We start from the raw sequence: 25,958 nt of genomic DNA on the forward strand, positions 1-25,958 counted from the left end.
GAAAGCCCAAAGCTAAGGAACCAGTCCACGAAACGTTTCCTCCAAGTTACTCCGCTCGTGCCTGGGACATCGCTCTTCTCTGGCTCCGCGCGCAATGCGGGAAATCCATGGCCGGCAGGAAGTCTGGTGCGACGCATGGTATCGCTGGGTTCCGAAGACGGGCACGCCGCCGATGGGCTGTGGCAAGACCTCTTCTCCGCGCTGGGCGTTGGCGACGATGATGACGTTTTTGCCCGCTGGCTGGAAGGCGAGACTGGCGCATGGGTTCCTGGCAAGCATTGGCAGCTCAACCCTATCCCGGCTGGAGAGGCAAGACTGGATGCTGATGATCTTAGAAGTGTCCAGTTCCTGCCTTCTCGGCAGCTTACAAAGGACCTACGAGCGATCATCTTAGCCAAGGATGCAATGACTCGCCGCCAATGGACGAGCCTGCTGGAAGCGGTCCTGCGGCTGGCCAGTGTTTCCCACGTAACGTGGCTATGCGACGTTCAGGCCCGGATTTGGCAGTCCCTCTCTGATGCGCTTGACTCAAAAGGGCCGATGGGGCCCGCTGAGGCACGTAGGGCTATATTTCCTGGCAGTCCCCAATACATGGCCTACGGTTCGAAGGCGCAACCGAGCCTCAAAGATGGTTTCTCGGGCTATCTTGGAGCACGGTTGGGTATCAACACGGTCCTGTGGTCTCTAGAGAAGGCAGGCGCGCCCTACGTAGGAGACATATCGTCCAGCCAGGGCGTTGCAGGGCTATGCCAGCACGTCAGGTACAACCACGATCAGTTGTCTGCACTCGGAACCAAGCGAGCCTTTTTAGACGTTCGGGAGCGCGAGGCTCGCGCGATGAACTGCAAAAAGGGAATCGGAGCAAACCTTGTCGAATTTGCACGACACGTACTAGGCCAGCGGGATACCGCCGAACCCCTCTTGCGGGGTTACGATCAAGGTTACGTACTCAAGAAAAAGAGTGCCGGCAACTCCGCCCCCTGGATAGTTTCCCTCGGCCCAGTTGCGGTACTAGCTCTGGTACATTGCGCATTAGCCGGGTTATCTGGACCGCGCTCAATCCATCGCCTAGGACAGCACCTCGCTTCGTATGGCATCGCGATTGACCGCCACGACATCGGAGGGAACGACCTCGGCCACCAGCTCCGTATGCTAGGACTTGTGCTTGACAGCCCAGATGCCGAAAGCGGCATGCTACTGCTCCCCCCATTCAAATCGAATATCAAATGAATAGACTCGTCCATGCACTCGCCAATATCGTCCGGACCAAGGTACTGGATGCTACGCAAGGCCGAACCGGCGGAAAGCTGGAGTCTCGCTTTATTTTCCACGGCCCTCCCCTGGAGCTGCTCGAGGGTGTTTTCCAGGAGCTTGCAAAGGATGGGGGAATTCATGTCGAGCGTGCAGACCACTCCGCGCCAACACTAATTCCGGTACTCCTCCAGCTACCTGCAGACAAAATGGCAGGACCAAACCCTGGGATAGGATTTTCGGGCAAGTGCGACGAGGGTCACTTGCTCGACATTCGGAACGATCCAGTCAATCCAAGCTTCTTAGCCCTGGTGCCGCCAGGGCAACACAACAACAGGTCGGTTACCTCAACCACGGACGAATTCGGGATCAGCCCCGCCTCCAACAGGGTGTACGCAGACTTCGAAGCCTGGTGGGACGACGGATTCATGCAAGATCTCTTGGACAAGGGCTTGCAGGCGGCCGGACTCGGCGACGAGCTGAGTAATGCAAGGCTATTCGCTCGTCGCGCCGCTGAAGCAGTCGACGAGATGGATGCACACAAGGGTACGCGCATGGCTGCATGGCGCCTTGTATCTCGCATCTTCTCAATCCCTGACGCGTCGGATGACCTAACGCCCAGCAGCGCACTCGCCTTAGCATGTGGTGTACCTCCGTTGAGTGGAGGCGGAATATCTAAAATTCAACTCGACATCCTAGGTAGCGTTGCCGAGGAGCTGGCCGACGGCTTCCGCACTGGGATCGAGCGGATTGCTAGTGCGGCGCCGGAGCCGGACAAAGATGCGCTCTGCGGCTTTCTCGCGCACATCCAGGCAACCTGTGATGTGCCAACGGCGTTCGAGCGGGCTACGCAGGCGTTCTACCTCCCATCTGGCGCCAGCGTGCTTGAGGCTGCACCCTCATGGTGGTCGTACCTCGACACCGATCGCTGGGCCGGACTACTGTCCGAAGGAGCCGGGGATGAAGATGCGGAGGGCGAACTTTCCATCGTGTGCAAGAACGGCATTATCCCGGCGAGCCGCGGAATACCCGCGATCGTGCATGGCGAGGTCGAGCTCTCGATTGCAATTAGCGACCTTGCTAGGACAGGACAGGTACAGGCGACGCTGCTTGGCGGTTCGTATGGAAAGCTCGGCAAGTCGGTCACGATCGATGGCGCGATGCAGGCACAAGAGGCCGATGACCCACCGAAGGGCATACACAAGTCGCCCATCACATACAAGGTACAGTCCGGCTCGCGTAGGCCCGCTACCGTGAAGGTAATTTCCTTGGCCGCGTGGACACCTGGGATCGTCGTTACCTCGAGAATGGCTACCAAGCTGTCGCCTCCGAGGAAGCCCCGCAAGGCCAGTGCTGGAAGCGATTGGGAGTCCACGTTGTCGCTGCCTGGCTCAGGCAGGTACGAGCTCCTTCTGCTGGCGTCGGAGGGTATCGAGATCGTAGAAGCTGCTTGCATCGGCGACGATGCCACAGAGGTGCTCGATGAGGCACGCACTTCCCTTCCTGTGCATACCATTCGCGACGGAGAGTATCAGGTCGAGATCGAAGCCGAGGGAAAATACCAACTCGACGTGACGTTCCGGCGGCTAGGAGTCAAATGCATCGAAACCTGCATGGTATTGATCACTTGCGAGGAAACGCGCGAGGAAGGTTGCCGTAGCGAGTTCGAACGGCTCATCAGGCAAAACCGCCAGCACCTCGATAGGCTCGATGGCAAGTCCATTGTCCAGCTCGACCGCAACGCTCGCGTATCCAGCCTGCAGTCGTGGCTGCTTGATGAACGACATATCGAAAAGTCGTTCATACCGATCGTCCTCTCCGATGACTACGCAGGCGTATGGGCACCTCCCGACTGGACAGGGGAAAATGGCCCTATCTTGTCCAACGCTCGCTTCCTACACGACCCTAGGCCCAGCGCATCTCGCTTCTGCCCACCACGAGGTTTTGTCGAGGCAAGGAAAGCAATCGCTGCAAGGATTAGGTCAAGCACTGAAGACGAGCTAGGGCTCGTGGAATCGTCACCGCTCGGTAAATGGCTTGCCGTCGACTTGGATTTCCGCGCAATCGTAGAGACATACCTCGACGCCTATGCTAGCTGGCTCGAGTCTGACCGCGATGTCGCATGCTGGGTGGATTCCATCGCCGTATGCGGGCGAGAAGCCGGCGGCAGAACGCTAGCCCGGATACCCGATGCCATCATTTTATCGCCACTACATCCGTTACGTTTTGCCTGGCACTGCCTCGCCCAGCAAGTCCTCCAAGACGCAGTGGACGGGAGTGGCGATACGCCCTGTCCGGCTGCGAGCATCCTGGATCCGGACTGTATTCCCGATATCCTGACCATGTCGTTACAGTCGCCGGGAGCATCACAAGGGATCGACCGTGCAGATTTTCTTTCGGTAGAGTGCAACTCGGATTACTGGTCTGTGCTGTGGAATGGTGCCCGCCTTGCCGCTATCCCGTCCAGGTCGCAACAGGCACCTTTCGATGGGATGTTCGGCCTGAAGGTAGGCGGGATATCAAGCGGCTTCAGCCCTGCTCAGGTCGGCCGTGCACTCGAGGACGTAAGCGACCTCCTTGCTGCCAAGTCAGTATTAAGTTTAGTTATCACGGGCGGAGGGGGCACGACCGACGCTTGTAACGAGGGATTGGCCACTTGGTGCACGCGGCGCTTCGGAAGTGACGACAAGACCGCGCCTCGGCAAGCAGTGGGGCCGAGAATGATCGACGTGTATGACACCCGGCCACCCGCGCTGCGTCCCGACCAGGCTACGATCGCAAACCTTTCTGAGGATACCGAAAACCACGTACGTTGGTTCGAGAAGCGTCCTCCAGGAACGAGACCAGACCTTGGCATCATTGCCCAGCTTGACTCAACACAGCCAGAAGCGGTCGAGGTAGGGATGCGTTCGCCACTCGGGCTGGGGGGTCTTATCCGCCACCGTATTAGGCGCCAACTCAATGGCTTCTTCCTTAGCGAATCAAGACAAGGACTTTCAATGCCTCCGTCCGGGAGCACTTTCGCCGACAAGGTCGCAAACTGCATCCTCGTGCTAGAGAATGGAAGAGATGTGTCGGTTGGCTTGCAATTTGCCCCGAATGTGCATGCGGTCTCCAGCATGGTCGAGGAGCATAACGCCGGCTTCGTCGCTGTATCGTCATCCGCCATTGACCCCGCTTGCTTCCTCGGTGGCTGGATACCAGGTACTTACTTATGGGACTTCGACCTGCCGTCGTATTCGCAGCGTGCAGGGGACACTAGTGGCTACTATCTGCTATCGCAGGTAAAGGAAGCCGACCGTGACGCGTTGGCGCGTGTACTTAAACCAGTCCTGGGCAATTCTCCGCTCGACGATACGGGACTCGGGGAAGTCCTACTCGAGGTCGCAAGACGAGGCATCCCTACCGTGCGTGGGCTTTCCGGAGACGACACTGGCGCCACCGGCGATCTGGGACTCTTCCTAGCTGCCCGGTTACTGCAGGACCAATTCCGTACGACCGGCAACTTGGATAGCCTGCTGCCTATCCTCTCGGGCACTGGTGATGATGCGTGTATTGCACTCGTTATACCTGTCGACCCTTTCAGGGGTTATCTTTCGGATCTCACTCGATCCCTAGGCAACGGGAGGAAGGACATATCGTTGTCGCGGCCGGACTTGCTCGTCGTCGGCATGCAGGTCAATGGGTGCGGTGTTCGGATTCGTCTTACCCCTATCGAAGTCAAATGCCGGCAAAGTAGCGTCCTTTCCGTGGCCGACTCCAAGGACGCCCTGGGACAAGCGAAGGTGCTGTCCTCCCTCCTGCATTCGATGCAGGTGAAAGCTTCCACCTCTGCGGTCTGGAAGCTTGCACTTCAGCACTTGTTGTTATCAATGGTTGGGTTCGGCATGCGAGTCTACAGCCAGCACCAACTCATTGCACAACAACAGCGACTCTGGGCGAGCTACCACGAGCGCATTGCCGCATCGTTACTGGAGGCGGAGCAGTCGTCTATTGAAATCGACGACAAGGGACGGCTTATCGTAGTCGATAATTCACCGGAAAGCGCTGCACGCGACAACGATGGAGATGGATTTGCCGAGACCATCGTGATCTCGACCTCAGGCGCCAGGGAAATGATTGCTGGCGACGCGCAGGAATTCTATGCCAAGGTACGTGCCAAAATCGGACATTGGGCGCTGCTCCCGAAAACGCCTGTGGATGCCGCGATCGCAGGTTCCACGGGCTCAGCCTTATCTGGGCGCACTCCCGTTCCCGAACACCCGTCTATCGCCCAGCCGGCTGCGCCGATTAGCCCCACCGACAGTTCCAGCGTCACCGACATTGCAATCATCACCGCTGTGGACGAGCCCTCCGAACCCGCGCCGGAGGCAGGGCGATCAATCAGCTCGCAATGCAGCGGCATCCTCCTATCGGTAGGGCACACTGTCGATGGCTTTGAATCAAGGCAGCTATCGTTGAACATCTCTGATACCAGGCTCAACCAGCTAAACATTGGCGTCGTCGGCGATCTCGGTACTGGCAAGACCCAGTTGGTCAAGTCTCTTATCTACCAAATCGCCAAGGCCCGTAAAGAAAACCGTGGCATCAAGCCGCGCTTTCTCATCTTCGACTACAAGCGGGATTACAGCAGCCCCGAATTCGTCGAGGCTACCGGCGCCAAGGTCGTCAAGCCTCGCCACCTCCCACTTAACCTGTTCGACACGGCCTTGATTGGCGAATCTCCCGCGCCGTGGCTCGACCGGTTCCGGTTTTTTGCCGATGTCCTCGACAAAGTCTACACCGGAATCGGGCCTGTCCAGCGGGATAAGTTAAAAGGGGCGGTGCGCAGTGCGTACGATTCGAGCACGCAAGGTAGCCAGCCGACAATCTACGATATTCATTCCAGGTACCGGGATCTGCTCGGAACTAAGTCGGACTCGCCAATGGCGATTATCGACGACCTCGTAGACATGGAGATATTCGAACGCGATCCCACGAAAACCAAGCCGTTCGACGAGTTCATGGATGGGGTCGTTGTGGTTTCGCTAGACGCAATGGGGCAGGATGATCGAAGCAAGAACTTGCTTGTGGCTATTATGCTGAATATGTTTTACGAGAACATGCTCCGGACGCCAAAGCGGGCGTTCGAGGGCACGGATCCCCAGCTCCGCGTCGTCGACTCCTACCTTCTGGTGGACGAAGCAGATAACATCATGAGGTATGAGTTTGACGTGCTGCGTAAGTTGTTGCTGCAGGGGCGTGAGTTCGGGACAGGGGTGATTCTGGCGTCGCAGTACCTTAGACATTTCAAGACAAGCACGACAGACTATCGGGAACCCCTGCTGACCTGGTTCATCCATAAAGTGCCGAACGTCGCTGCAGCGGAACTCGGCGCGTTAGGTTTCACTTCAGATCTAGGCGACCTGTCCGACAGGGTAAAAACCCTGCAAAATCACCACTGCCTTTATAAGTCTTTCGACATTGCGGGGGAAGTGATCAGGGGGGCGCCATTCTACGAAATAGTGAAGGGCAGCTAGATGTCATATTGGGTTATGCGAACGAAGCGTGGTTGATTCTCTTACTCCGGCACAGCGATCCGAACGGATGTCGCGTATCCGTGGCCATGACAGCAAACCCGAGCTTGCCCTGCGGCGTTCACTCCACCGGCTCGGATTGCGCTACAAGCTACATGTCAAGGATCTGCCTGGCAAGCCCGATCTGGTTTTTCCACGCTACAAGGTAGTTGTATTCGTCCACGGCTGCTTTTGGCATCGGCATCAGGGCTGTAAGATCGCAACGACCCCGAAGAGCAATACTCAGTTTTGGGTTGAGAAGTTCGGGAAGAACGTCGCGCGAGATTCACGCGTTACGGCCACCCTCGTAGAACTGGGTTGGCGTGTTTTTGTCGCATGGGAGTGCGATTTAGCGCCTAGCAAGCTCGAATCTACCAGCAACCGGCTAGCGGCGGCCATCCGCGAAACGGTCGGTCAACCAGAACAAGGTGTTGACGTAGATTCGGAGCATAAATTGCGCCCAATTCTGGAACACTAGAAGTCTCGACGGCTTCGTTGCAACTTGAGTGCTGGCTTGCCTGCCGCCCCGTCGCCAAAGCTTCTGGCGGGCATCACGTAGCCGAAAGACGCCTACGATGACGCGCGCATATCGTCTGATTTGCGAGAACGCTTCTCGAGTAAATCGCGCAGCCATCGTTCGAAGTCGTTCAGCATTCGGTTTCGCATTGCCTTGGCCTGCCGCCGTTCGTCGGGCGGGCTTGCCTCTAATTTCGGCCTCGATGGCAGAGCTCGGCGATCCGCCGTAGCGTCTTGGTATACAAGGCAGACGGTTGGGCAGGGGAACCAAACGGTCGGCGACGTCACATTGTCGCATAGCCAGTCGTCACGCACATAAGTCTACAGGCGTGCAAGACTAATCTTCCCGTCGTCGGGCGCCAGTATTGGAATCGGCGGGTCGTCGGCTTGCAGTTCCGGTCCTGCCAGCACATGACGACGATCGCATCGGCTAGTGGGCGAAGCAACCCGCTAGCCGCGCCAACCCAGCTCGCCAGCGGGCGCGATCGAGCTCGACGCCGCGCGGGCTTAAATTATGAAAGGGGGCACAGCGGCGGGTGATTGGCGACCTTGGCTGTCAACATGTGCGCCAGCAGACCTGCCCACGAGACTGGGCCTAGTCATCCAGCTTTTTGCCGGGACCTAGCGTCCCGTGGGTAGATGTCTCGTGGGCACGAATGTCAGCACGGATTTCGTTGCATAGCTTCATGAACTCGGCTAACAGCACTTCGTCATTGAGCAGCTCGCGGATCGACTCAAGTAGCTCGGCGTCGGTATAATCTGTAGGCATATGTACCTCGGATAGAGCGTTGCTGGTGTGACGTAAAGTCTACACCAGCCGATGCCCGCGTACTACCCTTGGAAGATGCACGTAGCCGGCAAGCGTCATCTCAGTACCGTCCAGACACCGATACCAACCCACTTCACGATAGTTCCCACTAAATTTTGGTGGGGCTACCGTGAAGAGTATCGGGGGTCAGTTCAGGCATGGAAAACAGCGGCCCACACTATACGTCGGCATTCAAGCGCAAGAGGTTGGAAGGCCTGCGATTAGAGCGTGTCCGTCTCCCAAGTGGCATTGGGATCACGGCCTGATGCCAACATGGTCTTCGAGTGACGGCTACAACTGCGGGCCGCGCTGCTCAACGAAAGAAGCTGTAATGTTGCCGGTCGCGCTCGCTCCGATCGATGCCGTGCGGCAGCCCACTGCACAAGGCACAGGCCGGATAAAGATCCGTTTAGGTGACACGGTGGTACGCATTGAACGCGCGTCAAATGCGTGCGGGCTCGGCGCCGTTGCGGAACTTGCAACGGTGAGCGGACTAGCGTCGCTACGCGCGTCCGGCTGACTGCTGGCGCACTCGACATGGGGCCCGGTTTCAACGGCCTAGCGGCGAAGGTGGAATCGGAATCATCAACTGAGGTGCTGGACCAGCGATGGCTTGTGCCGGCTGTTCCAGGCTTGAAGTGGGGGCGCTTCATTGGCCACAAGCGACCAATGAGACCGTGTTGCTGAGTCAGGCGCGGCTTTCGATGCTGCTTGAAGGGTTTGACTGGCGCCGACAGGAGCGTACCGGGAAACCCGAGGCGGGCTTGTAAGCACAGCACTCGCGTAAACTCGGCGCACGCGCACAGCTGACCACCCCCGATGAGACTGACGCGCTTAAAGCGTTGCTGTTGGCGCGCGACGAGCTGGTGGCCGCTAAAGGCGTAACTCAATACGCGCGCCGCCGAGATCGAGCATCTGAAGTTGCGGATCGCTAAGCTGCGACATACCGTCCAGACGCAAGTTCGATAACCTGATCGAAGCATTGGATTGCAGCTGGAAGACGTGCAGCCAATGAAGCGCAAGCGGCTCGCGAAATGCCTGCGTTTGGCCGGCCGCCACGCGGCAAGCCGTGCGCAAGCCGTTGCCTGAACTCCTGCCGCGCGATGAAAAGTACACCTGCCGCGGTCTGACGCTTGCCTGGCCTGTGGCGGTGGTGCAAAAGTTGGGGGAGAATCTGGCCGCGCAGCTGGAGTACGTGCCAGCGAGCTAACGCGTGCATATATGCATCCAAAGCGGGCCTGCACCTGCTCGACGCGATCGTCCAGGCGCTGGCGCCCAGCCGTCCGATCGGCAAGCGAAATCCGGCCATTGCTTACCTCCGGCCACCATCAGGACGATCACCGACGCTACTAATCCTTCAACAGCAGGTAGGGCTTCACTCCTAATGCCCTGGCAATTTTCTCGACGTTATCGAGCGACACGTTTCGAGCCCGACGTTCGACATGGGCGATGAACGTCCTGTGCAAGCCTGCCTCGAACGCCAACATCTCTTGCGACCAACCTTTCTCACCACGCAGGCGGACCATATTGCCAGCCAGCACGGCACGTACTGAAGGCTCATGGAAGGGTGTGTTCGCTAGAGATTGCATCTACACAGTGTCACAAGCTGGAGCTTTTAAGTCAGCCGTGTTTACGTCACAATCTCATCTTATTGCAACCGTCATGTACATTTGTCCTGAGAAAGAATTTCCCGTGAAAAACGTTATACAACTTACCATTTTTCTAACCTGTCTCGGCTGGGTTCCCACACTTAGTGCGGCATCGACGAAAACGGAGGCTGTCAAGGCCGTGCCAGATGAAACTGCGCTTGCCGCGACAAGGGCGCTCCGGAAGCTTGAGTCGAAGATCGAGGTTGGGGTGACGCGGACCAAATATGCCGAAGAGTTAGCTGACGTCGATTTCGCGATAACTGAATTTGAGGAAAGTGACTTCGGTAAAAAAGTTCCGAAGGCAGTGCTGGCATACAAGCTGGCGCTAGACAATCACCGCCAAGCAGCACGTGCATGGCAACTTTACATTGCGGCAGGTCCGAGATATCAGTTCATTGGGGATGGGCTTTCCAAGCTTTTGACGAAATACTGTCCTCTTCAAGAGGAAACGTTGCTGACCCTGCCGGAAAGAGCTTTAGACCCGTGTCTTGCTGACATCTGGAAACGCGCCGAAGAATTATCCGCAGAAGGCCGCTCGCTGATTGCTGAAAGCAGGCAGAAAGGAGTGAAAAGCGGTGGACGATAGCACGATCGGCAGCTATGGACGCCCCGCATATAGGTGAAGCCTCGACCGGCTTGGAGTTCAGCCCGATCTGGCTGAGCTAAACCAGTAAGCCGAAAATTCCGAAGTAATTCCTTTACGAGATTATCAGTCCTAGAGGTACATATGACAAACGCGCAGAGCGTGACAATTACTGTCGCAGATGTGGCTGCCGCACTCGGAACCACAGAAAAATCAATGCTGCGTTCCTTGGCGCTAGTGGGTTGGAATATCCTGATGAACGATGCCTCGCGCTTAGCCCATCAAGAACATTTTGGGAAAATTAAGCAGGGCCCGGCCGGGACCGCAACTAGACATGAGGGACCGAACTGGAGGCACGTTGTTCAGGCTGCCCAGCAATTGGTTCCGGACTCGATGCGGTCCGCGCCTAAACCATTGGGGACACGGCATCAGGGTTTCCTATACGTGCTTTACGATAGCAGTGCAGGTCTGTGCAAGATTGGCCGAACAAAAACAACAAAAGGACAGCGCCAGCGGGTGCAGATGTCCGCACACGGCGGGATACTCGCCAATATTGTAAATGCGGAAGTCAGCAACTGTATAGAGGCTGAATCTCAATGCCATGATTATTTTAGCGAACGACGCAAGAATGGGGAATGGTTTGAGGTATCACCTGAGGAAGTAGTCCGCTATATCCAGGATTTTTTAAATCCGATGAGTATCGATTTTGAGAGCATAGAACTTCTGGAAAGGCTTGGCATACTCCAAGCAATAGCTCCAAAAGCTTCGTTATCAGCATCCTCCCTCTTAGCGTGATTGCAGGGGTGAAGGCGTACGATAGTGCGCCTTCACTTGCGGAACGTATTTCGCCTATCAAGACGGGGACGTCAAGCAGACTCTGACATTTTCAGTACCTCGACAAGTTTCAGTACAGAGAGGGTCCAGACCTTGATGACTTTTATCTCTGCAGCTCGCATTCCGTGCCGGCGCCAGCGTTGCGCTGCCTTTGCTTTGCCTTCGGTAGTCTTCGGGCCAGTGGAACGCAGCCACGGCTTTGTGCGTTGTATCAATTCGCGTCGTGCTTGCCTCTGGTCGGGCGTCAACGTTGGGGACTTACGCATCCTCACTCCTCATCTGCTTGAGCGCTCCGAGCGTCGTCAGGAGTGATTTCTGCGTGTTAATCGCCGAACGTAACGCCACCGCCGTGACATCATTTCGCTTCGCCGCCGCCGCCGATTGGAGCAGCCGGTAGAACAAGGCCTCCAACACGACGGCCTGCCGCCCGAGCGATTCTCGAATGGCATCATCGCCTCTCGTCAGCAATTCGTTGTTGCGTTGCGTAAGCTCTTGAAGCGCAGCGGTTGCTGGCATTATCTCGTCATCGAGAATAGCTGCCAGAGCCGCAGCGGTGGCGTGTTCGACCCCGAGTGCTGCAGTTTTAATAGTTGATTCGTTCATAGTGGGTACCTTTACCACCCCCGTCCCCTCCCCCGCTGCCACCAGCGGTCTGGTAATTGCGGGGAGTGCGGGGAGTAGATGAAGAAAAATGTAGAGATAAATCAGATCCGTATTGCCCTTAGGGCCGCTTGAGATCGGGATAGCTTCTGCCAGTACCCGCATCCCCAGCAGCGGCAACACACCACGCCTTGACGCCGTTTCGATCAGTGCCAGCTAGCCGGAAGCACATGCCGTTGACCACACGGTCTCGTCGGTGCTGAAGGACTCTACCGATACCGATGGCAGTCGGCCCACCCTGCCCAAGCTGCCGCATTAGAGCCCCCAATGCCTCGCGCACCATTCCTGCAGGATCGTCGGTATCGGCACGTTCACCAGCGCCCCAAAGGTTCAATACGTCCTTCGCCCGGAATGACACTCCAGCGAATACATCGAATAGACCAGTCATGAGCATCAGGTGGGCGCTGGTTTCTGGATCATCTTCACTCGCCTCCTGCAAAATAGACCAAGCAGGGTCGCCGATCTTCCCCAGGCCGGCCTGTTCAGTAAGCCCGGTGGCGCCCAGCCACAAGATGCATTGCCGCACTAGTCGGGTCCACTCTGCGAAACCGCAGTCACCAACGCCGGCTGCGCTGGCATTAGCGTCCCAGTAGGCGCGAATAAGGGACAATACAGCGGCCGCAATCTCAATTCGCATAGCGAGCGCTTTATCGACTGGATCGAAGTTGAAGTCGCGTGTCTGGGGAGTTTCGACACCGGTATCGATCCGAACACGGATAAAGCGTCGACCCAAGTCTCGGTCAAGCGACGCATTGTTGCCTGTAGCGCAGACCATAAGGCGTGCGTCACCGCGGTACCACTGATTGCCGCCGAGGATGCGTTCGCTGAGGGCCCCGTCGCTGAGCAAACTAGCGATAACAGGGCTTTTCCAGGTTCCGACGACGTTATCGACGAGCCAAAACGTTTCGCCAGAGATTAGCATCGCCACCAGCTTCTTTACTGTCTCTGCCTCCGCACCTGCACCATCCACATAGGGCATCACGCCGCTCTTCTTGCCCGCGTAAGCACCGCAAGGGCAGCCGCACATTTTGTTTTGCCGCTGCCCTGAACTGGGGCATCAAAGAAGAATGCCGGCGCCGTGCTCAAGGCCGGCCTGCACACTGCCGTGAATATAGCCGCCAACATGGCTGCGCGATCGTTGTCGGTGGCAAAGCGGAAACCTGACCACGGTTTCCACAATGTCTTCAGCGCGTCGACCAGCTCCGCTTGACTCGGCGCTGCCGGAATTAATGGCAGCATTTCAGCGTCGAACTGCGCGAAGATACCCGTCTCGACGTTGTACCCGACGGTGGTGACAAGGGTGCCTGCGGGCGTGGCGAACGGAAGATATGCAACCGCTTTTAAGACCTTAAGCTTCATCACCCCTCCGCCATCGCGATGACCATCTCGACTACGTCATTCGGCACATCTACTGGCAGGTCTAGGCCCTTGTCATTTTTCACGTACAGGGCAGCTCGCGTACCAATCAGGTGGGCCAGGTTATGCTTGCGGAGCGGCCGCATGCGACCATCCTCCATCACGACAAGGCTCTCGCCGCGAATGAAGACATCCGGCTCCTCCGCCAAGGCCTTCAAGATCTCGTCAGCAAGCTCCGCCTTCCTTCCACGCTGCATATAAAGGCGGTGAGGCTGTCGACGTAGCCGATACGTGGTGCCTCCGCGCGCGAAACTATGCAAGGTAGGGGACGCCCCATAGAGGAAGAGCTTCCCCGTGACCTTGCCATTTGCGTAGTCGGGCTCTAGAGGATCAAGCGTCAGCGCCCCATGGAAGCGCTCCCTGTTATCCAGGATCGTACCAATCTTTACCGCCTCCCCGCCCGCCATCCGGACATCGAAGTCTCCCAGCAGCACCCCGCCCAAGGCTGCAGACAGTGATCGATCCACACGTTCCGATGCCTCTGCGATCGTCATCCCTGTGCTGCTGAGGCTTGAGATTGCAGTGTCGCGCCGCGATTCCTTCCATCGCTCGCGCGCTTCTTGAGCAGCGCCTGCCGCCTTGGCGTAGGCGGCAGATACCAAGGCCACGTACCGCGTTTCCTCGTCTGGCGTAAGGTTTTCAATTGCGGAAGTAGTATCCAGCCACGATCCGGCAGCGAGAACAATCGGCGTGCCACGTCGCTGCACCAGAGGAGGCTTGCACTCTGCGCCGCCGGCAAAGTCAAGCCGAGCTGGCTGGAACATGGCCGAGTCGATGTCGGCACGCTCTAGGCGTTGGCCGGACGAGGAAATTGCAATGTACCCATATCCGTTGAGCCACAAGCGTTTCATCAGGACTTCCCCGACGCGTTCCGTGTCGCCAGTGTCCGCGACCATTAGATACAAGCGCTGCCCGCGCAAGCCATAAACCTTTTCGTCATCGTTGAAAATATGGGAGCTACCCGAGCACCACCAGAGGACGCCTGCATTTGCAACGGCCGGGGCGATTGTCGTCAACATTTTCCACAACTCAGCCTGCGTGAGCGGCAATGTATCTGAGCGGGCGTCATAGTCGAGTACGATCACACCACGAGTTCCGTTCGGGAAGCCGAAGTCTTTCGCTGTACGCGTCAACGCCTCAGGGTGCCGAACCGCCCTAGCCTTCGCGACGATCTTCCCTTTGATGGAACCCGACAGTGGGATGCTGGATGAGATCGCTTGCGCCGTCGACACGGATCCGATCAGGACTGCAAATTGATCGATGGTGTTGAAGCTCAGCACTTCGAAAGAGGCTTCGCTCAGCTCTCCAGCCGTCTGCTTCTCCAAGCCAGACGGCCCGAGGCGATAGACCTTGCCGAGTGTACGGGGGACCGTCGCGGTGAATAAGGTAAATTTTCCAGTCATCAGAAGCTCCAATTACCGCGCAGCAGATCAAGGAGGGCCTCCTCCTTGGCCACAAAGTCATCGAAAACTTGTTGGGTGCACTGCAGCCGGAACGAGGCCAGTTGCTCTGCTGTGAGCGTTGAACCCGGAGCCAGATAGTGGTGTTCTCGGTAAATATCCACGAAGTCTTGGTCTGACATCCCACTGGCGATTTCAGCCAACATCATTGCAAGCTCATCGCGAGCGAACTCAAGCACGTCGTCAATCGACGCGGCAATCAGGATGTGTTCGGTCATCATTTCGCCTCCAAGAGGCGTTTGATATCGGCGACCACCCATGCGAGGCGTCGGTTGACGCGCACTGGACGTAGCGGCCCGCAGTCCAGGCAAGCCCACTTACGCAGTGTCTGCGCCTGCCTGCCAAGGTGGAATGCGGCAGTTGCAGTATCAACTGCATGGCGCGTTTCGGTAAGCAAAGAAGGGAAAGATTGCCGGCTATCAATCGCCGGCGGTGGAGTCGTGCAATCGGTCATTTGAGTTTACGAAGGTCGAGTGGGTTCATGCTCTTCCAAGGAAGGGCGCCAACAGGACCGTTTCTGCTCGACGGATCGCAGGTTGTTTTACCGTCAATAACGGAGGGCCACCACACCCGCAGCGTTAGCGGCAATTGCCGCCGACCGCCCTAGCCTCGACTGCTACCCCTGTGGCAACAGTCCGCACGACTACAACGGTACGAGAATTTATCTCTGGCAATTATTGTAGACTGAAATCAATACTGATGTAAACCTGCCCAGTGTGCGTGCCCATACTATGTTGCGTGCAGCTGTGTGGAAATGGTCTTACAAACACCTTACATCATGTGGAGCGCCTAAGCATGAGCCGCCGACGATGAAGCTAAGTGTATGATTTTATTGGTAGGCCTCCCCGGAGTCGAACCGGGCACCAACGGATTATGAGTCCGCTGCTCTAACCAGGCATGAGCTAGAGGCCCTGAGGTAGTGCGGATAACGTGCAGAGTAATGCGGAAGAACCACTGCACGAGTTCGTTGCCAGACTGCTACAACGAACTCGGCAGCTTAGAGCCTGGGGCGGCTCCAGTCAAGTCCCACCGGCGCTTGACTGGACCAAGGCGGATCAGTTCCCTTCCAGGAAGCTTTTCAGCTTGTCCGAACGGGACGGGTGGCGCAGCTTGCGCAGTGCCTTCGCTTCGATCTGGCGGATGCGTTCGCGGGTGACGTCGAATTGCTTGCCGACTTCCTCCAGAGTGTGGTCCGTGGACATTTCGATGCCGAAGCGCATGCGCAGCACTTTGGCTTCGCGTGGCGTCAGCGAGTCGAGAACGTCCTTCACGACGCCGCGCATCGAGGCGTGCAGCGCGGCATCCGACGGAGCCAGCGTGTTGTTGTCCTCGATGAAGTCGCCCAGATGGGAGTCGTCGTCGTCGCCGATCGGCGTTTCCATCGAGATCGGCTCCTTGGCGATCTTCATGATCTTGCGGATCTTATCTTCCGGCATCTCCATCTTGATCGCCAGGGTTGCCGGATCGGGTTCGGCACCCGTTTCCTGCAGGATCTGGCGGCTGATCCGGTTCATCTTGTTGATCGTCTCGATCATGTGGACCGGAATGCGGATCGTGCGGGCCTGGTCGGCGATCGAGCGCGTGATTGCCTGGCGAATCCACCAGGTTGCGTACGTCGAGAACTTGTAGCCGCGGCGGTACTCGAACTTGTCCACGGCCTTCATCAGGCCGATATTGCCTTCCTGGATCAGGTCGAGGAACTGCAGGCCGCGGTTCGTGTATTTCTTGGCGATCGAAATCACCAGACGCAAGTTCGCTTCCGTCATTTCGCGCTTGGCCTTGCGCGCCTTCATTTCACCGGCCGCCATCTGGCGGTTGATGTTGCGCAGGTCCGGCAGCGGCAGCACGACCCTTGCCTGCAGGTCGATCAGGCGCTGCTGCAGTTCCTTGATCGTCGGAATATTGCGGCCCAGGATGGCGCTGTAGGCGTGGTTCGCGGCCACTTCGCCGTCGACCCATTCCAGGTTCGTTTCGTTGCCCGGGAAGACCTTGATGAAGTGGGCGCGCGGCATGCCGCACTTGTTGACGGCCACGTCGAGAATCTGTTTCTCGATATGACGTACTTCATCGACTTGGCCGCGCAGCGTGTCGCACAGCTTCTCGACGACTTTCGCCGTGAAGCGGATACCCAGCAGCTCGTTCGAAATCGCGTCCTGCGCCTTGATGTACGACTTCGAATTGTAGCCTTCGCGCTCGAACGCCTTGCGCATCTTGTCGAACTGGTTCGCAATCTCGTCGAACTTCGCCAGGGCGTTGTTCTTCAGCGCTTCCAGCTGCTCGGCCGAGTAGCCGGCGGCCGCGCCCGACGGGCTTGCTTCTTCCTCTTCCGCTTCTTCCTCTTCTTCCTCTTCCTCGTCGTCTTCGTCGTCCTCGGTGGCGGGCGGCGCGGCAGCGGCGGGCTGGTCTTCGTTGTCGTCGACGAGGCCGTCGACGATTTCATCGATCTTGATCTCGTCGTTACGGATGCGGTCGGACGTGGCGATGATTTCGGCAATCGTCACCGGGCAGGCCGAGATGGCCTGGATCATGTCCTTCAGGCCGTCTTCGATGCGTTTGGCGATCTCGATTTCGCCTTCGCGCGTCAGCAGCTCGACCGAGCCCATCTCGCGCATGTACATGCGCACGGGGTCCGTCGTGCGGCCGAAGTCGGAGTCGACCGTGGACAGCGCCGCCTCGGCGGCAGCCTCGGCCTCGTCGTCGCTGGTGACAGTGGCGACGTTATCCGACAGCAGCAGCGTTTCGGCATCCGGGGCGTGCTCGTACACCGCGATGCCCATGTCGTTGAACGTGCCGATGATGCCTTCGATGGCCTCAGGATCGACGATGTTGTCGGGCAGATGGTCGTTAATCTCGGCATACGTGAGGAAGCCGCGCTCCTTGCCGAACTTGATCAGCGTTTTCAGCTTCTGGCGGCGGCGTTCGAGCTCTTCCTCGGTCGCTTCCGTGTCCGAAGAGAATGCATCCTTCAGCAGCGCCTTTTCCTTGGCCTTGCGGTCCTTGGCCTTGGCCTTGTCGACGGCTTTCAGCTCGGCGCGCTCGACCGCGTTGAGCGCGGCGACCTCGTCGTTCTCTGGCTGGAATTCCTTCGGCTTGCGACCACGCCGGCCCGGTACCTTGACGGACGGAAGCACATAGCCGGACGTGTCGATCGCGGCAAGCGTCGCGGCATCGGTGGTCTGGCTCACCGCCGGCGGTGCGGCGGCCGCGCGCGTATCCACGGCCTCCGCGCTTGTCTCGGCCTTGTCGGCCGTCTTGGCTGCTCGGGCGGTCACTTTGCTGGGCTTTGCAGCCGCTTGGGTTTCAGGTTTCTTTGCTGGCACAGGCGCTTTCGATGTCACAACGACTTGCTTACGGGATCTCGCATATCCGGCGCATGCGCGACGGTTTGTCGAGATACCCTTACGGTTAGGACGATGCCGATATCCCGCGAACGCCACCAGCTACCACCTGCTGCACTTTCAGCTTCACTTCCGGCCTGCCGCCAGGTGTCTCCATCGACGGCATTTCCCGGCCGGACCTGATACCGCTTGCAACGGCTTTTCGGGGTCCTCCACGGGTCCTTCCACGGTCTTTCCATGCTACGACACTGCTACAACGGACACTGCTACAACCACTGCTGCAATCTCTCCCACATTCACGATGCCATCGAATCAAACATGACATAGCGACCATTCGTGGCGGAAATTCTACTGTATGAAGGCGCGTGGGGGCTAGAGCGGACAAAGAGGACACGGCACGGAAGCCGCCCGGTACTCCGGAGCGTGATGCGGGCCGCCTGTCGCTGGTGTTGCGATCACGCCGCCGATGCAAGAAAACTCGCGCCGTCTCATCGATGTCCGGCCCACCCGCCGGCACAGTTTCATCCTGCCGTTCGAGAGCCTAACCTACTGAAAACAAACACAAATTCTGAATTGAAAACCTTGCCAATGTAATCAAATACTTAGCGTTTTATTATAGCACGCCACTTTTCGAATACCAGATTGGCCCGGGTGTCGCTAAGGCGTCAGCGGAAACTCTTATCCGCTTCCTGTTCGCGCAGCAGCTGGTCTTCCAGCGCCTTTAATTCGCGATATCCCGTCGTCAGCACGTCGGTCGGTTCTTTCGCCGTGATGGCGGTATTTATCGCTTCCATCACGATATTAATTTCGTCCCTGACCTGCTGCAGTTTCAGTTCGCGCACCGTGGCAGCAAGGAACAACCGTTCCGTTTCGATCTCCGGCTCTGGCGTGGCGGCGATTTCGCCGATGATCGCATCATAACCATCGCCCTGCTCTTTCAGCTGCTGCGCCAGCGCGGCAAATGTGCCGTTCGGTCCCAGCGATTGCGCCAGCTGCACCAGGTGCAGCAGGTGGTCATATTGCTCCTGGCCGAAATGGCGGCAGGCTTCCAGCGCGTCCGCGTCCATCTGCAAGGCCAGCGACGGGTGCGTCACCAGCATGCGGATCATTTTCCGCTCGAGCCCCACCGGCTCCTGCCGCTTGCTGCGGGCCGGCGCCTTGCGGCTGACGGCCACTGGCTTGCTCAGCTCGAACAGCGCTTCGATCTCGCCGGGCGTGCTCTGCGTCATCGACGCCAGGCCTCGCACGATCTGCAGCCGCAATCCGGACGGCGCCATGGCCTGCAGCATCGGCTTCGCGTCGTACTGGGCGCGGGCGCGGCCTTCCGGCTCGTCCAGGTCGTGCTCGCCTGCCGCCTCGCGCAGCAGGAATTGCGACAGCGGCATCGCCTCGCTCACCTGCTGTTCGAACCCATCGGCGCCGAACTCGCGGATGTAGCTGTCCGGGTCGTGCTCGGACGGCAGGAACAGGAACTTGATGGTCTTGTCGTCGGACACGTGCGGCAGGCACGCTTCCAGCGCCCGCCGCGCCGCCCGGCGGCCTGCCTTGTCGCCATCGAAACTGAAGATGACGGTGTCGGTTTGACGCAACAGTTTCTGCACGTGAATCGTGGTGCACGCCGTGCCCAAGGTGGCCACCGCATGCGGAAAGCCCATCTGCGCCAGCGCCACCACGTCCATATACCCTTCCGTCACCAGCACATAACCCGCATCGCGGATCGCCTGGCGTGCCTCGAACAGGCCATACAGCTCGGAACCCTTTGAAAATAAAGGCGTCTCCGGGGAATTCAAGTATTTTGGTTCGCCCTGTTCCATGATTCGCCCGCCAAAGGCGATGACCTGCCCTTTGGTGTTGCGGATGGGGAACATCACGCGCTCGCGGAAGCGGTCGTAACGCTTGATGTGGCGGCCTTCCTCGTCGACCTTGTCGATGACGAGGCCGGCTTCGACCAGCGCGACGGCGCTGTAGTCGGGAAAGACGCTGCGCAGGTTGTCCCAGCCGTCCGGCGCGTAACCGAGCGCGAAACGGGCCGCCACTTCGCCCGTCAGGCCGCGGCCCTTCAGGTAGGCAATCGCGTTCGGTGCCGAGCGCAGCTGGGTCTTGTAATACTCCATCGCCAGGTTCATCGCTTCGGACAACGCCATGCTCTGCGCCTGCATCTGCGCACGCTGGGCCGGCGGAATCTTGTCGTCCTGCTCGGGCACGACCATGCCGACACCCTGTGCCAGGTCCTTGACGGCGTCGACGAAGCCCATGCCCGAGTATTCCATCAGGAACCCGATCGACGTGCCGTGCGCGCTGCAGCCGAAGCAGTGGTAGAACTGCTTCGTCGGACTGACGGTAAAGCTGGGCGACTTCTCGTTGTGGAACGGGCACAGGCCCTGGAAGTTGGCGCCCGTCTTTTTCAGCTGCACGTAGCGGCCCACGACGTCGACGATGTCGACGCGGTTGAGCAGGTCGGAGATGAACGATTCTGGGATCACAGGATGGTTGCGTTGTTTCGGATCAGACTAAACTGCCGCGCCCGCTCGCTATTGAGGCAACGCAAGACGCGGCGATGCGGGAGGAACCTGCCTAAAAACCGTGGCGTACCGGCGGCATTATGCCGGGGCCAGCGCCTTCTTGACGAGACCGGAGACGACCGTCATGTCGGCCCGGCCTGCCAGCTTCGGCTTCAGGATAGCCATGACCTTGCCCATGTCCTGTGGACCGGCAGCGCCGGACTCGGCGACGGCGGCTTGCACTTCGGCCTGGATTTCGTCGTCCGACAGGCCGGCCGGCATGTAAGCGGCCAGCACGGCCAGCTCGGCCTTCTCGATATCGGCCAGGTCGGCACGGCCACCGGCCTCGAACTGGCTGATCGAATCCTTGCGCTGCTTGATCATCTTTTCGACGATGGCCACGGTCTGGTCGTCGTTGACTTCGATCTGCTCGTCCACTTCCTTGCGCTTGATCTCGGCCAGCAGCAGGCGGATCGTGTTCAGCTTGCCGGCTTCCTTGGCGCGCATGGCGGCTTTCATGTCATCGGTGATCTGGGCTTTCAGACTCATGGCTACCTCTAAAAAGTAAGGGACAAAACGAAAAACCCGCTGCGGCCGAACCGGAGCGGGTGAGCGCTGACGCAGCCAGGCCGGGAGGCGATGTGCGCCGTCGGCAGGCCCGTTGCGAGAGCTGGAATTAGTACAGCTTCTTCGGCAGTTGCTGGCTGCGGATGCGCTTGTAGTGACGCTTCACGGCAGCTGCCAGCTTGCGCTTGCGCTCTGCGGTTGGCTTTTCGTAGAACTCGCGCGCACGCAGTTCGGTCAGCAGACCGGTTTTTTCGATGGTGCGCTTGAAGCGGCGCATGGCGACTTCGAACGGCTCGTTTTCTTTAAGGCGAATAGTGGTCATGTAAAAATTCAAACCGTTAGAGGGTTTTTAGGAAGACAGCGATATTAGCAGCATTTGTCCAGATATACAATAGGCGCGATTGCTAAACCGGCCCGGCAGGCGGGTCCTGGGCTTACCCCGGGAAACCTCATCTGAAACTCGGGCTTTGTCTTGCCCCGCTAACATCAGGAACCGCTGCGACATGATGAAACTCTCGCAACGGGACCGGAATGATATCAGATTGCCAGCCCGGCCGCCATCCCCGATGCCCAGGCCCACTGGAAGTTGTAGCCTCCCAGCCACCCCGTCACGTCGACCGTCTCGCCGATGAAGTACAGGCCGGGCACCTTGTTGGCCATCATCGTCTGCTGCGACAGCTCCTTCGTGTCGACGCCGCCGCGCGTCACCTCGGCCTTGCGGTAGCCTTCCGAGCCGTTCGGCGTGATGGTCCAGCCGTTCAGCGCCTGGCCCAGCTTGCGCAGCTGGGCATCCGGCATGTCGGCCAGGCGGGCGTCGAGCGCGAAGCCGTGCGCCGTCAGCAGGCCCTCGGCCAGACGCGCCGGCAGCCACTGCGCCAGCGCGTTGCCCAGCTGCTTCTTGATCGTGCCCTTGCCTTCGATCAGCGTCTGAGCGACGTCCATCTCCGGCAGCAGGTTGATGATAATCGGCTCGCCCGGCTGCCAGAAACTGGAAATCTGCAGGATGGCGGGGCCGGACAGGCCGCGGTGCGTGAACAGCAGGTCCTCGCGGAAGCGGGCGCCCGTGGCCTTGCGGCCTTTCAGGGAGCCTGTCGTCACGTCCACTTCCAGCGAGATGCCGGCCAGCGGCACGAACGGCTGCCACTGGGTTTCGTCGAACGTCAGCGGCACGAGTGCCGGACGGGGTTCGACAATTGCCAGGTCGAATTGCTTTGCGATGCGATAACCGAAGTCGGTCGCGCCGATCTTCGGGATCGACAGGCCACCCGTGGCGATGACGACGTTGGCCGCTTCGATGTCGCCGCTGTCCGTTTGCAGCAGGAAGCCGGCGTCGGTCTTCTGGAACGTCTCGACCTTGGCGGGCATGCGCCAGTGGACGTCGCCGGCGGCGCATTCGGCCTTCAGCATCTCGATGATCTGCTCGGCGGAATCGTCGCAGAACAGCTGGCCGCGGTGCTTCTCGTGATACGCGATGCGGTATTTCCTGACGAGGGCAAGGAAGTCCTGCGGCGTGTAGCGCGACAGCGCACTCTTGGCGAAGTGCGGATTTTCGGACAGAAAATTGGCCGGCCCGGCATTGATATTGGTGAAATTGCAGCGCCCGCCGCCGGAGATGCGGATCTTTTCGGCCAGTTTCGACGCGTGATCGATCAGCACGACCCGCTTGCCGCGCTGCCCGGCCGCGGCCGCGCACATCATCCCGGCCGCGCCCGCACCGATCACTGCCACATCAAACTGTTTCGCCATCATCCGCCCCGGTCAAACCGGCCATTTTACGCGACCCTGCCGCGCATGGCTGCAGTCTATTTTTTTCCTGGCCCGACCATGCGCGCCGGATTCCCCGGTTACGGTATGCTCAATTGTTTTCGTAACAACAACTTACTGGAGTTATCCATGCACACCCGTACCCGTCTTGCCATCGCCATTGCCGCCGTGGGCTTTTCTGCGCTGGCCCATGCACAGATCACCGTGCCGATCCACTCCGTTGCCAGCAGCGACGGCAACCGCAACCTGGGCAGCGTGACGATCACGGAAACGCCGGGCGGCCTGCAGTTCGCGCCGGCCCTGCAGGGCCTGCCACCGGGCCAGCGCGGCTTCCACGTCCACATGAACGGCAGCTGCGCCGAAGGCCCCGTCAACGGCAAGCCGGCCCCGGCCGGCGCGGCGGGCGGCCACCTTGATCCGCACGGCACCAATGCGCACAAGGGACCGAACAACGGCGGCCATCTGGGCGACCTGCCGAGCCTGGAAGTGGACAGCAGCGGCGCGGCGCTGAAACCCGTCGTGGCGCCCCAGCTGAAGTCGCTGGCCGACGTACGCGGCCGGGCATTGATGATTCATGCCGGCGGCGACAATTACGCGGATTCGCCGGCACCGCTGGGTGGCGGCGCCGGGCGGATTGCCTGCGGGGTTATCGGCGAGGGCGTGAAGTAAGGCTACCGACGAGCCCGTTGACAACATCGGGGTCAGGCACCGATGTTGTCACGAGCTCGTCATTTGCGAGACTGCGCATGGCCGGGCCCGTGCCCACCACGGTGCCTGACACCGTGTTTGACAGTTTTTGTGCCTGACCCCGATGTTGTCACGGGCTGGGCAGTCGTCAGGCTGGATGTCGCTGGCGGATCGCGCGGGAGGTGGCGACGATGTGCTGGACCTGTTGGGCGATCGGGTCCGGTACCGGCACCGCACCGTCCAGTACTGACCTGATCCATGCCGCCGTGGCGGCGGCGCTCTTGTCTTCGGGGAGCTCGGGCAGGTGTTCTGCGATCATCTGCCGCTCGACCAGCACCGTGCGCTGGCCTGCGTGGAACCAGTCGATCTTCTGTGCCTTGGTGGCGTTGGCCACCGTCTCCCCTTCCGTGCCGCGCATCAGGAACGCGTCGCCGCGCTCGTGCGGAGCAGCCGTGGTGAAATACTCTCCCAGCGTTTCCAGGTACTCCGGGTGGGTGTACGACACCAGCCGCAGCGCAGCGCCGGCAAACGGCTGCATGATTTTCACCAGCGTGTGCGTGGAATTGCGCACGCCCAGCACGCGGCGCAGCGACAGCATATAGGCCAGCTTTGGGGCCAGCGTGTCGATGGTGATGAAGCTGACCTGGCCGGCGGCCAGTGCCGCCTCGGCCGCTTCGGTCGACGCGGCGGCATGCACGTCCAGCTCGGCAAACACCTCGGCCGTCGCCACGCGTCCCACGTCATGCGGCACGCCGTGCACGAGGACGGGCACGCCTGCGCGCGCCAGCAGCAGCGCCAGCAGCGCCGTCAGATTCGCCATCTTGCGGGCGCCGTTATAACTGGGGATCAGCACGGGGGCAAATTCGCCAGCCGGAGCCCGCAGCGGCGTGAACGACGCTTCGGCCGCTTCCAGGAAACCGGCCAGCTCGTCGACGGATTCACCCTTGATGCGCATGGCCAGCAGGATGGCGCCCAGTTCGAGGTCGGACACGCGGCCATCGAGCATGGCCTGGTACAGCGCGCGGGCGTCAATGCGGCTCATGCCGCGGGCGCCCTTCTGTCCGCGGCCGATTTCCTTGATGAACGGCGCGGCATGGAATGGAGTGGTTTCGATCGTCATGTCAAACAGCTTACATTATTTCGGCTACACTATTCGATCCCCTGAAGAAAACACACGCTAGAAGCAGACACAACCATGATTGCACCCGATCTCGAAAATATTAACGTCACCTCGTTCGCGCCGATGCCCACGCCGGCGGAACTGCACACGAAACTGCCGCTGACGGACGCCGCGTCCGCCACCGTCACGAAGGGCCGCGAGGATCTGCGCGCGATCCTGGACCGCAAGGACAAGCGCCTGTTTGTCGTTGTCGGCCCTTGCTCGATCCACGATCCTGTCGCCGGCCTCGACTATGCGCGCCGCCTGAAAGCGCTGCAGGAAGAGGTCAAGGACACGATGCTGCTGGTGATGCGCGTGTATTTCGAGAAGCCGCGCACGACAACGGGCTGGAAGGGCTATATCAACGACCCGTTCATGGACGACTCGTTCCGCGTGGACATCGGCATGGAAAAGGCGCGCCAGTTCCTGCTGGACGTCTGCGAGCTGGGCCTGCCGACGGCGACCGAGGCACTCGACCCGATCTCGCCGCAATACCTGGGCGACCTGATCGCGTGGACCGCCATCGGCGCCCGCACGACGGAATCGCAAACACACCGCGAGATGTCATCGGGCCTGTCGACGCCGGTCGGCTTCAAGAACGGCACGGACGGCGACATCAGCATCGCCATCAATGCCATCCTGTCGGCCGCCAACCCGCATGCCTTCCTTGGCATCAACGGCGAAGGCAACGTCGCCGTCGTGCGCACGCGCGGCAATGCCTATGGCCACGTGGTGCTGCGCGGCGGCGACGGCCGTCCCAACTACGATTCCGTGTCCGTGACGATCGCCGAGCAGGCGCTGGCGAAAGCCAGGCTGCCGGCCAATATCGTCGTGGATTGCTCGCATGCCAACAGCTACAAGAAGCCGGAACTGCAACCGCTGGTGATGACGGACGTGATCAACCAGCTCGTACACGGCAACAAGTCGCTGGTCGGCGTGATGATCGAGTCGAACATCGAAGCGGGTAACCAGAAGATCCCGGCCGACCTGTCGGAACTGAAATACGGCTGCTCCGTGACGGACGGCTGCATCGACTGGGACACGACGGCGCAGATGCTGCGCGCCGCGGACGCCGAGCTGCGCCGCCGTTCCTGAGGAAGTTGCCAAAAAACGGGGACAGTCCCCGTTTTGAGAAACTTTCCGCAAAACCGGAGCCTGTCACCGGTTTTTCAGGCAGCACCGCGGCGGCACCGGCCGGGACGCGCCGACG

At 59.5% G+C, this 25,958-nt stretch carries 20 protein-coding genes and 1 tRNA gene; 8 read left to right on the forward strand and 13 right to left on the reverse strand.

Going from position 1 to position 25,958, the window contains the following annotated elements; translation table 11 throughout:
* Positions 1-135 precede the first annotated feature (135 nt).
* The 4 genes from E1742_RS11575 (at position 136) to tnpB (ending at position 8,900) form a co-directional block, all read left to right on the forward strand.
* Positions 136-1,230 (forward strand): hypothetical protein, encoded by a 1,095-nt coding sequence (locus E1742_RS11575; RefSeq protein ID WP_229466734.1) that lies wholly within the window; start codon positions 136-138, stop codon positions 1,228-1,230.
* A complete protein-coding gene (locus E1742_RS11580; RefSeq protein ID WP_134385014.1) occupies positions 1,227-6,770 on the forward strand; it encodes an ATP-binding protein in 5,544 nt (1,847 codons plus the stop codon). The genes E1742_RS11575 and E1742_RS11580 overlap by 4 nt, the downstream gene beginning before the upstream one ends.
* 28 nt (positions 6,771-6,798) lie before the next feature.
* Positions 6,799-7,284 (forward strand): very short patch repair endonuclease, encoded by a 486-nt coding sequence (locus E1742_RS11585; RefSeq protein WP_134385015.1) that lies wholly within the window; start codon positions 6,799-6,801, stop codon positions 7,282-7,284.
* A 1,454-nt stretch (positions 7,285-8,738) separates the two neighbouring features.
* Complete coding sequence (gene tnpB, locus E1742_RS27365) at positions 8,739-8,900, forward strand: IS66 family insertion sequence element accessory protein TnpB (RefSeq protein ID WP_134385016.1); 162 nt, start codon at positions 8,739-8,741, stop codon at positions 8,898-8,900.
* 579 nt (positions 8,901-9,479) lie between these two features.
* On the opposite strand, the gene E1742_RS11595 is transcribed toward tnpB, so the two are convergent.
* Positions 9,480-9,656: a helix-turn-helix domain-containing protein gene (locus tag E1742_RS11595; protein WP_229466735.1), complete on the reverse strand. Its 177-nt coding sequence runs from the start codon at positions 9,654-9,656 to the stop codon at positions 9,480-9,482.
* Between E1742_RS11595 and E1742_RS11600 the strand changes: the two genes are divergently transcribed.
* Both E1742_RS11600 and E1742_RS11605 read left to right on the forward strand, forming a co-directional pair.
* The gene (locus E1742_RS11600; protein WP_229466901.1) at positions 9,580-10,365 is read left to right on the forward strand and encodes a hypothetical protein; all 786 of its coding nucleotides are present in this window, start codon (positions 9,580-9,582) and stop codon (positions 10,363-10,365) included. The genes E1742_RS11595 and E1742_RS11600 overlap by 77 nt on opposite strands.
* A gap of 141 nt (positions 10,366-10,506) precedes the next feature.
* A complete protein-coding gene (locus tag E1742_RS11605) occupies positions 10,507-11,157 on the forward strand; it encodes a GIY-YIG nuclease family protein (protein WP_134385019.1) in 651 nt (216 codons plus the stop codon).
* Positions 11,158-11,454: 297 nt separating this feature from the next.
* Here E1742_RS11605 and E1742_RS11610 read toward each other — a convergent pair whose 3' ends face one another.
* From E1742_RS11610 to E1742_RS11665, 11 genes are all read right to left on the reverse strand, one after another.
* The gene (locus E1742_RS11610) at positions 11,455-11,799 is read right to left on the reverse strand and encodes a hypothetical protein (protein ID WP_134385020.1); all 345 of its coding nucleotides are present in this window, start codon (positions 11,797-11,799) and stop codon (positions 11,455-11,457) included.
* Positions 11,800-11,917: 118 nt separating this feature from the next.
* Complete coding sequence (locus E1742_RS11615) at positions 11,918-12,835, reverse strand: hypothetical protein (RefSeq protein WP_134385021.1); 918 nt, start codon at positions 12,833-12,835, stop codon at positions 11,918-11,920.
* Positions 12,835-13,215 (reverse strand): hypothetical protein, encoded by a 381-nt coding sequence (locus tag E1742_RS11620; protein ID WP_134385022.1) that lies wholly within the window; start codon positions 13,213-13,215, stop codon positions 12,835-12,837. The genes E1742_RS11615 and E1742_RS11620 overlap by 1 nt, the downstream gene beginning before the upstream one ends.
* Positions 13,215-14,675 carry a hypothetical protein gene (locus E1742_RS11625; protein ID WP_134385023.1) on the reverse strand — a complete coding sequence of 487 codons (1,461 nt, stop codon included), beginning with the start codon at positions 14,673-14,675 and terminating at the stop codon, positions 13,215-13,217. The genes E1742_RS11620 and E1742_RS11625 overlap by 1 nt, the downstream gene beginning before the upstream one ends.
* The gene (locus E1742_RS11630; RefSeq protein ID WP_134385024.1) at positions 14,675-14,953 is read right to left on the reverse strand and encodes a hypothetical protein; all 279 of its coding nucleotides are present in this window, start codon (positions 14,951-14,953) and stop codon (positions 14,675-14,677) included. The genes E1742_RS11625 and E1742_RS11630 overlap by 1 nt, the downstream gene beginning before the upstream one ends.
* 612 nt (positions 14,954-15,565) lie before the next feature.
* Positions 15,566-15,644: transfer RNA gene (locus E1742_RS11640), tRNA-Ile, on the reverse strand.
* Between the two features lie 143 nt (positions 15,645-15,787).
* A complete protein-coding gene (rpoD, locus tag E1742_RS11645; RefSeq protein WP_134385026.1) occupies positions 15,788-18,052 on the reverse strand; it encodes an RNA polymerase sigma factor RpoD in 2,265 nt (754 codons plus the stop codon).
* A gap of 683 nt (positions 18,053-18,735) precedes the next feature.
* Positions 18,736-20,553 carry a DNA primase gene (gene dnaG / locus E1742_RS11650; RefSeq protein ID WP_134385027.1) on the reverse strand — a complete coding sequence of 606 codons (1,818 nt, stop codon included), beginning with the start codon at positions 20,551-20,553 and terminating at the stop codon, positions 18,736-18,738.
* Between the two features lie 117 nt (positions 20,554-20,670).
* A complete protein-coding gene (locus E1742_RS11655) occupies positions 20,671-21,120 on the reverse strand; it encodes a GatB/YqeY domain-containing protein (protein WP_134385028.1) in 450 nt (149 codons plus the stop codon).
* A 127-nt stretch (positions 21,121-21,247) separates the two neighbouring features.
* Positions 21,248-21,460 (reverse strand): 30S ribosomal protein S21, encoded by a 213-nt coding sequence (rpsU, locus tag E1742_RS11660; RefSeq protein WP_005665410.1) that lies wholly within the window; start codon positions 21,458-21,460, stop codon positions 21,248-21,250.
* 215 nt (positions 21,461-21,675) lie between these two features.
* Positions 21,676-22,884 carry a BaiN/RdsA family NAD(P)/FAD-dependent oxidoreductase gene (locus tag E1742_RS11665; RefSeq protein ID WP_134385029.1) on the reverse strand — a complete coding sequence of 403 codons (1,209 nt, stop codon included), beginning with the start codon at positions 22,882-22,884 and terminating at the stop codon, positions 21,676-21,678.
* Positions 22,885-23,031: 147 nt separating this feature from the next.
* Here E1742_RS11665 and sodC point away from each other — a divergent pair, with 147 nt between their 5' ends.
* Entirely contained in the window at positions 23,032-23,571 is a 540-nt protein-coding gene (sodC, locus tag E1742_RS11670; protein ID WP_134385030.1) for a superoxide dismutase family protein, read from the forward strand.
* Positions 23,572-23,737: 166 nt separating this feature from the next.
* Here sodC and ybiB read toward each other — a convergent pair whose 3' ends face one another.
* The gene (gene ybiB / locus E1742_RS11675) at positions 23,738-24,709 is read right to left on the reverse strand and encodes a DNA-binding protein YbiB (protein WP_134385031.1); all 972 of its coding nucleotides are present in this window, start codon (positions 24,707-24,709) and stop codon (positions 23,738-23,740) included.
* A 75-nt stretch (positions 24,710-24,784) separates the two neighbouring features.
* Here ybiB and E1742_RS11680 point away from each other — a divergent pair, with 75 nt between their 5' ends.
* Complete coding sequence (locus E1742_RS11680; RefSeq protein ID WP_134385032.1) at positions 24,785-25,843, forward strand: 3-deoxy-7-phosphoheptulonate synthase; 1,059 nt, start codon at positions 24,785-24,787, stop codon at positions 25,841-25,843.
* Positions 25,844-25,958: the final 115 nt, after the last annotated feature.

Origin of the sequence: Pseudoduganella plicata, assembly GCF_004421005.1 — a bacterium.
GTDB lineage: Bacteria > Pseudomonadota > Gammaproteobacteria > Burkholderiales > Burkholderiaceae_D > Rugamonas > Rugamonas plicata.

Excerpts from the sequence above, each read along its gene's own strand:
- E1742_RS11620 (WP_134385022.1), bottom strand. The coding sequence starts at position 13,215 with ATGAAGCTTAAGGTCTTAAAAGCGGTTGCATATCTTCCGTTCGCCACG.
- E1742_RS11600 (WP_229466901.1), top strand. The coding sequence starts at position 9,580 with ATGAACGTCCTGTGCAAGCCTGCCTCGAACGCCAACATCTCTTGCGAC.
- sodC (WP_134385030.1), top strand. The coding sequence starts at position 23,032 with ATGCACACCCGTACCCGTCTTGCCATCGCCATTGCCGCCGTGGGCTTT.
- tnpB (WP_134385016.1), top strand. The coding sequence starts at position 8,739 with ATGGCTTGTGCCGGCTGTTCCAGGCTTGAAGTGGGGGCGCTTCATTGG.
- E1742_RS11575 (WP_229466734.1), top strand. The coding sequence starts at position 136 with ATGGTATCGCTGGGTTCCGAAGACGGGCACGCCGCCGATGGGCTGTGG.
- E1742_RS11605 (WP_134385019.1), top strand. The coding sequence starts at position 10,507 with ATGACAAACGCGCAGAGCGTGACAATTACTGTCGCAGATGTGGCTGCC.
- E1742_RS11655 (WP_134385028.1), bottom strand. The coding sequence starts at position 21,120 with ATGAGTCTGAAAGCCCAGATCACCGATGACATGAAAGCCGCCATGCGC.
- E1742_RS11610 (WP_134385020.1), bottom strand. The coding sequence starts at position 11,799 with ATGAACGAATCAACTATTAAAACTGCAGCACTCGGGGTCGAACACGCC.
- E1742_RS11595 (WP_229466735.1), bottom strand. The coding sequence starts at position 9,656 with ATGGTCCGCCTGCGTGGTGAGAAAGGTTGGTCGCAAGAGATGTTGGCG.
- E1742_RS11580 (WP_134385014.1), top strand. The coding sequence starts at position 1,227 with ATGAATAGACTCGTCCATGCACTCGCCAATATCGTCCGGACCAAGGTA.
- E1742_RS11665 (WP_134385029.1), bottom strand. The coding sequence starts at position 22,884 with ATGGCGAAACAGTTTGATGTGGCAGTGATCGGTGCGGGCGCGGCCGGG.
- rpsU (WP_005665410.1), bottom strand. The coding sequence starts at position 21,460 with ATGACCACTATTCGCCTTAAAGAAAACGAGCCGTTCGAAGTCGCCATG.
- ybiB (WP_134385031.1), bottom strand. The coding sequence starts at position 24,709 with ATGACGATCGAAACCACTCCATTCCATGCCGCGCCGTTCATCAAGGAA.
- E1742_RS11615 (WP_134385021.1), bottom strand. The coding sequence starts at position 12,835 with ATGCCCTATGTGGATGGTGCAGGTGCGGAGGCAGAGACAGTAAAGAAG.
- E1742_RS11625 (WP_134385023.1), bottom strand. The coding sequence starts at position 14,675 with ATGACTGGAAAATTTACCTTATTCACCGCGACGGTCCCCCGTACACTC.
- E1742_RS11630 (WP_134385024.1), bottom strand. The coding sequence starts at position 14,953 with ATGATGACCGAACACATCCTGATTGCCGCGTCGATTGACGACGTGCTT.
- E1742_RS11680 (WP_134385032.1), top strand. The coding sequence starts at position 24,785 with ATGATTGCACCCGATCTCGAAAATATTAACGTCACCTCGTTCGCGCCG.